The 6,381-nt window shown below is 31.2% G+C and carries 6 protein-coding genes; 1 reads left to right on the forward strand and 5 read right to left on the reverse strand.

Annotated elements, in window-relative coordinates; translation table 11 throughout:
- The 5 genes from V5784_RS04330 to V5784_RS04350 form a co-directional block, all read right to left on the reverse strand.
- On the reverse strand, positions 1-421 hold a 421-nt coding region (locus tag V5784_RS04330; RefSeq protein ID WP_336887829.1), incomplete at its 3' end, for an L-lactate permease.
- A 57-nt stretch (positions 422-478) separates the two neighbouring features.
- On the reverse strand, positions 479-1,885 hold the full coding sequence (locus tag V5784_RS04335; RefSeq protein ID WP_336887830.1) for an FAD-linked oxidase C-terminal domain-containing protein: 1,407 nt from the start codon (positions 1,883-1,885) through the stop codon (positions 479-481).
- 13 nt (positions 1,886-1,898) lie between these two features.
- On the reverse strand, positions 1,899-3,101 hold the full coding sequence (locus V5784_RS04340) for an electron transfer flavoprotein subunit alpha/FixB family protein (RefSeq protein WP_336887831.1): 1,203 nt from the start codon (positions 3,099-3,101) through the stop codon (positions 1,899-1,901).
- A gap of 9 nt (positions 3,102-3,110) precedes the next feature.
- Positions 3,111-3,893 carry an electron transfer flavoprotein subunit beta/FixA family protein gene (locus V5784_RS04345; RefSeq protein WP_336887832.1) on the reverse strand — a complete coding sequence of 261 codons (783 nt, stop codon included), beginning with the start codon at positions 3,891-3,893 and terminating at the stop codon, positions 3,111-3,113.
- A 381-nt stretch (positions 3,894-4,274) separates the two neighbouring features.
- On the reverse strand, positions 4,275-4,955 hold the full coding sequence (locus tag V5784_RS04350; protein WP_336887833.1) for an FCD domain-containing protein: 681 nt from the start codon (positions 4,953-4,955) through the stop codon (positions 4,275-4,277).
- A gap of 1,095 nt (positions 4,956-6,050) precedes the next feature.
- Here V5784_RS04350 and V5784_RS04355 point away from each other — a divergent pair.
- Positions 6,051-6,381: transposase (locus V5784_RS04355; protein ID WP_336887834.1), on the forward strand; the 331-nt coding region annotated here is incomplete at its 3' end.

A 6,381-nucleotide genomic window follows, 5' to 3' on the forward strand; every position in this document is an offset into this window, starting at 1 on the left:
CCGCAGTTAATGGTTTAAACCTTAATGCCACCATCAAAGCACCAACAACAGCAACAGGAGCACCAAACCCAGAAACTCCTTCAAGCAGAGCACCAAATAAAAATGCTAGGATTATTGTTAAAACTCTCATATCTTCAGAAAGGGCTTTAAATCCTTTATTTAATCGTGTAATAGCACCTGTATTTTTCAACATATTTAGAAGAACCATAGCACCAAATAGTATAAGAAGTATAGTTAATGCTTTATGGATTCCTTGAAGTGAGGATGCGATTAGAACTCTATATTCCATGTTCCAAATAAAGTATGCACCTAAAAGTAAAATTGCATAGCTTAATATCATGCCTTTTTTAGCAGACATCTTTAAGATAACTAAAAATAACAAGGGAAAGACTATAGCAATAAGGGCTGTAAATAATAACATATTTTCCTCCTTTTTTTTTTGATAGTAAAGCCTTTGATTAAAAGACTACTACTAAACCTATTGACAAACCTTTCCAGGGTTTAAAATATTTTTTGGATCGAATGATTTTTTAATACCAACCATTAAATTAAGATGACCTCCATCATACTGATTGAACATATATTTTTTCTTAGCAAATCCAATCCCGTGCTCTCCAGAAACTAATCCTCCTAATTCTAAAGATTTATCATACATTTTTTTAAATACATCTTCTCTTTTTTTCTCCCATAAATCTACATCCATCCCATCTTTACAGATATAAACATGTAAATTTCCGTCTCCAGCATGTCCAAAACTAGGTATTCTAATATCAAATTCATTAGCTAAAACTTTTGTAAATTTAATAAATTCTGCTACATTATTTCTAGGAACTACTACATCACATTCATCCATTTGATCAGTTGATCCACGGATTGCTTCTAAGAATGCTCCTCTAGCAGACCATACAGCTTCCTTTCTTTCCTCTGTATCTACTAGGTAAGCATCTAACGCTCCTATTTCTAAACATAGATCTGCTACTTTTTCATAATCTTTATCTACCTGTTCTTTTGAATTCCCATCAAATGTTAATAAAAGATATGAATCACTAGATTTATCTGGGAATATCTTCCCAAGATATTCCTCGGCAGCAACAATTACTTCTCTCTGTAAAAACTCAATAGCTGTAGGTATAGCTTTAGATTTTATAATACTTGGTACTGCATCAATAGCAGTATTAAGATCTTCAAATGGAACTAATAAACTTATTGTATGCTTAGGTAATGGGATTAATTTTAAAATTACTTTTGTAATAATTCCAAGAGTTCCCTCAGAACCTATTATTAAATCTTTGATGCTATAACCAGAAGAGTTTTTTACTACTTTTCCACCCACTTCAATAATTTCTCCATTAGGAAGTACAATTTCTAATCCTCTTACATAATCTCTAGTTACACCATATTTTACAGCTCTCATTCCTCCTGCATTGGTACTGATATTCCCTCCGATTGTTGCACTTTTTTCGCCTGGGTCTGGAGGATAGAAGAAATCTTGCTCTTCTACATATTTACTGATCTCCATGAGTAATACTCCAGGCTCTAAAGTCAGAGTTAAGTTTTCCTCATCTAATTCTAATATCTTATTCATACCTGTAGTTTCAATAACTATTCCTCCGAAAAGGGGAACACATGCTCCTACAAGTCCAGTTCCTGATCCTCTCGCAGTTACAGGAATATAATGTTCATAGGCATACTTCATAATATCAGAAATTTCCTTAGTAGAACAAGCCTTTACCAATATATCTGGCATCTTTTCTATGCCACCTAATTCATCGTGGGCATAATCTGGATTAATTTCATCTTTAAAGATTACTCTTTCTGTATCTCCAATTAATTTTTTTATATTTTCAAAATCATTTATTTCTATTTCTTTATATTTACTATGCATCTTGATCCTCCATTTAAAAAGTAATTTTTCTATCTTTTTTTATTTCTTCTGTCAATTTTGGAATGACCTTGTATAAATCTCCTACAATTCCATAATGTGCTGCATCAAAAATGGAAGCTTGTTCATCTATGTTTACAGCAATTATTGTTTCAGATCCATTCATTCCTGCAGTAAATTGAACTGCTCCATGGATTCCAAATGCAAATAATAATCTTGGTTTTACAGTTCTTCCACTTAACCCAACTTGTAATTTATTGCTCAACCATCCACACTCGCTAAGAGGTCTAGTACAAGCTATCTTTCCATCTACAAGATCTGCAAATTCCTGAATCATCGCGATATCTTCTTCTTTTTTAACCCCTCTTCCAATAGCAACGATTACCTCAGCATCTGCTATAGAAACTTCTGCATCTTTTTTTACAATATCTAAAACTTGAATTTTTGAATTTAATTTTTTTACATCTATCTCATGATTTACTATTTTTCCACTTTTTTCTATAGTTCTTTCAGGTGCATCAAAGACTTTAGCTCTTACTGTACACATCTGAGGTCTATGTCTTTCTGTAACTATTTGTGCCATTATATTTCCACCAAATGCTGGTCTTATCTGAACTAGATCTGTATTAGATTTAATTTTTAATATAGTACAATCTGCAGTAAGCCCAGTTCTAAACCTTGCTGCTACCCTAGGAGCTAAAGATCTTCCTAATGTGGTTGCTCCTACTAATATTGATGATGGTTTTTTGTTATTGATATAGTCACCAAATACCTCAGTATAATTTTGAACCTTAAAATGCTCTAATTCTTTATAATCATAGACATGAATTTCATCTACTCCATAATGTTCTAACTCTTCTGCTATTTTTTTTACATCAGAACCTATTAAAATAGCTTGAACTGGATGATCTATTACCCCAGCTAATTCTTTTGCTTTACCTATCAATTCTAGCGATACTGGATTTATTACACCATGAAAATGATCTATATAAACAGTTATTCCATTCCATAATTTTTTATTTACACTTGTTATGGTTTCATCTTCTACAAAATCTATTGTACCATTACCATTTTTAACACAAAGTTTACACATTTTACATCCAGAATTTATATATGTCTGACCATCTTGTTCTTCGATTGCATTAAAGGGACATAGTTCTATCAATTCCATCATTTTTTTATGATTTATTTTATCGTGATTTATAACTAATTGAGCCATTTTAACCTCCTAGATAATTTTTCTCATTTTTAATTTACCAAATAATTCAACCGCTGCTCCGTCCCCTAAAAACATCTCTTTATCTGGATTTTTAGGAGGATTAAATATTCTTTCTACCTGAGTCGGTGATCCATTTAAACCATATTTTTTTTCATCTTGATCATCTAAATCATCAAAAGTTAAAACTTTTATACCTCTAGTAGCTGTATCTAATTTATTTTTATAAGATGGTAACCTAGGAGTATAAATTCCTTTTTCCACAGTGATTAAACAGGGATAACCAATAGTTTGTATCTCTATAGTTTCACCCATATCTGCTTCTACAGTAAGATTTTCTGAAGTTACTTCTAATATTTTACTTACATTCGAAATATGAGGTATAGATAAATATTCTGCCATCTCTGGTCCAACTTGAGCTGTATCTCCATCGGTAGTTTGTTTTCCACAGATTATTAGATCTATTTCTCCCATTGCTTTTAATCCTTGAGCTAGAGCATAAGATGTAGCCAATACATCTGCTCCAGCAAATTTTCTGTCAGAAAGTAACACTCCTGTATCTACTCCCATAGAAAATGATTCTCTAATCACAGCTTTAGCTTGAGGTGGCCCCATAGATAGGACTCCTATCTCACTGTCAATTTGAGTTTTTATTTGAAATGCAGATTCTAAGGCATACAGATCATATGGATTTATTTTGGAATCAACACCATCTCTTAATAATACTCCTGTAACTGGATCAACCTGGACATTTGTGCCTCCAGGCACTTGTTTTATACAAACGGCAATTTTCATATTTTATCCTCCTCGTATTTTTAAATTGGTCTGACCAATTTTTTTATGAAAAAATTAAAAACAAATAATCTCATTCTGTTTCCTCTAAAAGGTTACTTCACCCCTTATCATATGTCAACAAAGTTATTTTTTTATCTATACATATTTTCCAAATACAAACACCAATATTTTTAAAACCCTATTTTTTATTTATTAGTATACCTTTTACGCCCATTTCTAATTGAATTCAAAACAATTTGCATTAAAACAGGGAGAAAAAATATTTTTTTTATTTTTATTACAATTTGGGGTTAAATTATTATTTTCACATTATTTATTCTGATAAAATTAAAAGACCTCCATGATAGAGGTCTTTTCTTCAGTATATTTAATTTAAAAAATTTAATCTATATTTTCTATACTCTTATCGATATTATCAAAATGAATATTTAAACTATTTCTTAATCCTTCTTCATCTCTATTTTTTAGTGCTTCTAAAATCATTTTATGATCAAAATCTATTTGTCTCTTGCCAAATTTTTCTAAAACCATATTTCTAGATGCTATCATTGATGTTTCTAATAGTTCAGATATAGCAGAAATAATTGTGGTTAACAAAATATTTTTAGAAAAAGATATCATTAAAAGGTGAAAATCCTTATCTAAATTAGCCAACTCTTCAAGACCATTACAATCGATCATCTTATCATAAATTATTTCAACCTGCTTTATTTCCTCTGCAGTTACCCTCTTAATCATAAATTCAACATTGGAAAGTTCTAGCATCTTTCTAAGTTCAATAACATCTCTTGTTTTCCCTTGTTGTAATTCAAAAGCCAGAGACAACGGATTACATAGCATATTTTTAAAATCATGGGTGATATAATTCCCACCGCCTCTCTTACTTTCAATCAATCCAATTATCTCTAATATTTTTATTCCTTCCCTTATCGAGGATCTTCCAATATTTAAATTTTCAGCCAGGATACGTTCTGGATCTATTTGAGATCCATTTTTTAACTCACCTGATTTTATTTCTTTTTTTATATGTGTTATTAATTTATGAAATTTTCTTTCTTCCATTGTTTTCTCCCCTATTGCCTCTTTTCTTTTCTTTAATCATTTTATCAATCTTTCTAAAGAAAGACAACTTTTAAAAATTTATTATCTGTCTATATAAAAGAAATACAGGAATGCTCCTCCTAAATCAAATACAATATATTTCAAAAATATGATTATGATGATCGGTTTTGTCAAACAATTAGTGAAAAGACAGGTTCTCCCCGCAAGGGGTATTCCCAAAATATCTTATTCTTAATACTAATTTTTTTTAGATTACTATAATTATTAGATGAAATAAGTCTATTTTTACTATCTTTAAGGGTATTTTTAAACCCCTTTAGGGTACTGAGTGGCCTTAGCCATTTATCACCTCTCAATGCCAATAGTACCAATGCATTTAAGGCCTTCTTATTTGCCATATTTCGATCACAGGGGTAATTACAAGGGGAAGTTTTTAGGAGGCCCTAGGAGGGGAATTAGGAGGTATTTTTGAAAATTGATAAAAGGCAATGGAACGCGGATGTTATCACATACACGGAAGAAACTCTAATGGTAGTGGATTTTTATTTTAGGTTAAGACTAGGAAAAAGCGAAAAGCTTTGGACACAGATAGCGTAGAGGGGGAAAAGAGTTACACATAGAAATAATTAGAAATTAGTCACGAATTACATGAATCTCTATATCTCTGCGTTGATAGTTTTTTTAATCTGAGTAATCTGTATAATCTGCGACAGAAAAGAAGCTCCTGTGTTGTGGCAGTAGAAATGTTTTTAATCTGTGTAGATTAAATATTTTCTGTGTATCTCGAAGAGATTCGCGTTCTATTTAATTAGTAGTTATTCGCGCAATTAGCGAAAAAAGAAAAGTCAGAATCTACCCTATGTGGGCATCACCAATATACTATCATAAACATAGAATATTGCGATAGTCAGACCTTAGTCAGGCAAAAGAAAATAATTTCTCTGTGAACCTCGGAGATCTCTGTTATTTTATAAAAATAAATCAAAAAACCACACCCTTGGTATCATTGACCTGGGGCGTATCCCAAATTTAGTGTAAATTAATTTCAACCTTCTTAGTTGATAGAGTATAATCTATTAAACTGAGGAGGTTTTTATGGTTAAGAAAAGAAGAAGAGAGGTAGATCCATTAATTGCTGAAATTATGGATAAATATAATATTGAAAATGTTTTAGATTTACAATCTATCATGAAAGATTTACTTAAAGATGGAGTTTCCATTCTTCTTGATAGTGAGATGGATGAAACTCTTGGATTCTCTAAATATCAACGTTCTTCTAATAAAACTAATACTCGAAATGGGTATAATTCTAAAAGAGTTAAAACTTCTCTTGGTGAAATTGACTTTGATATTCCGCGGGATAGAAATGCTGAATTTGATCCTCAGATTATCCCCAAACACTCTAGAGATATTTCTGAGATTGATA

Source organism: Psychrilyobacter sp., assembly GCF_037132775.1.
Classification (GTDB): Bacteria; Fusobacteriota; Fusobacteriia; order Fusobacteriales; family Fusobacteriaceae; genus Psychrilyobacter.